Annotated in this window: 1 protein-coding gene; it reads left to right on the forward strand. The window is 69.5% G+C overall.

The window, feature by feature from the left end:
• Positions 1–43: 43 nt before the first annotated feature.
• Positions 44–1,180 carry an ATP-binding protein gene (locus tag PMI12_RS26060; RefSeq protein ID WP_042674431.1) on the forward strand — a complete coding sequence of 379 codons (1,137 nt, stop codon included), beginning with the start codon at positions 44–46 and terminating at the stop codon, positions 1,178–1,180.
• Positions 1,181–1,211 lie beyond the last annotated feature (31 nt).

The following is a 1,211-nucleotide window of genomic DNA, read 5'->3' on the forward strand; positions in this document are numbered from 1 at the left end:
CGGTTCCGCGGTGTTCCCCGAACTTGACCTGACCGAATCAAAGATGGCCATCAACAACACGACCAAGGACACCGGCACTGCGCCGCAGCAACTGCAGCGCCCGCCGGCCGAGATCCTCTACGCCGAACAGCTCGCACGGCTGCAGGCGCAGGACACCGACCCGCGCCCGCCCGGCTGGGTGCTGGGCCTGAAGGCCGCGCGCTCGTTCATCCTTGGCGATGCGGCGCTCGGCATCGCACCCAAGATCGTCGCGCCCGTGGCCAGCATCGAACGCATGCTCGTCACCCTGGCCACCGGCCGCGGGCTGATGCTGGTGGGCGAGCCAGGCACGGCGAAGTCGATGCTGTCGGAGCTGCTGGCCACGGCCATCTCGGGCGTCTCGACGCTCACCATCCAGGGCGGCGCCTCGATCACCGAGGACCAGATCAAGTACGGCTGGAACTACGCGCTGCTCATCAACGAAGGCCCGAGCCCGCGCGCGATGGTGCCGGCGCCGCTGTACCTCGGCATGCAGCAGGGCCAGGTGGTGCGCTTCGAGGAAATCACCCGCGCGCCGCTGGAGGTGCAGGACTGCCTGCTGGGCATGCTGTCGGACCGCGTGATGGCGGTGCCCGAGCTGTCGGGCGAGCACGGCATGCTCTATGCGCGCGAGGGCTTCAACATCATCGCCACCGCCAACACGCGCGACCGCGGCGTCAACGAGATGAGCGCGGCGCTGAAGCGGCGCTTCGACTTCGAGACGGTGTTCCCCATCCTCGACTTCGACCGCGAGCTGGCGCTGGTGCAGGAATCGTCCACGCGGCTGCTCGCGCAGAGCGGCATTCCGAAGACCGTGCCCGCTCCCGTGCTGGAGCTGCTGGTGTCCACCTTCCGCGACCTGCGCGGCGCACCCGCGAAGGGCGACAACGGCAACGCGGGCGACGCGGCGATGGACCGGCTCACCGCCGTGATGTCCACCGCCGAGGCGGTGAACGTGGCGCATGCGGTCGGCGTGCGCGCATGGTTCCTCGAACAGCGCGAGGGCTCGCCGGCCGACCTGGTCGACTGCATCGCCGGCACGGTGGTGAAGGACAACGCCGACGACCGCGCCAAGCTGCGGCGCTACTTCGAGCAGAAGGCGGCGAAGCGAAGCGGCTCGCACTGGCGCGCGTACTACGACGCCCGCCACCGCCTGCCTTGACATGAGCAAACCCCCAGGCTTCGCGCACTCC

Origin of the sequence: Variovorax sp. CF313 (assembly GCF_000282635.1) — a bacterium.
Taxonomy (GTDB): domain Bacteria; phylum Pseudomonadota; class Gammaproteobacteria; order Burkholderiales; family Burkholderiaceae_C; genus Variovorax.

What these genes read in the sequence shown, in the direction of transcription:
- PMI12_RS26060 (WP_042674431.1), top strand. Translation starts at nt 44, where the DNA reads ATGGCCATCAACAACACGACCAAGGACACCGGCACTGCGCCGCAGCAA.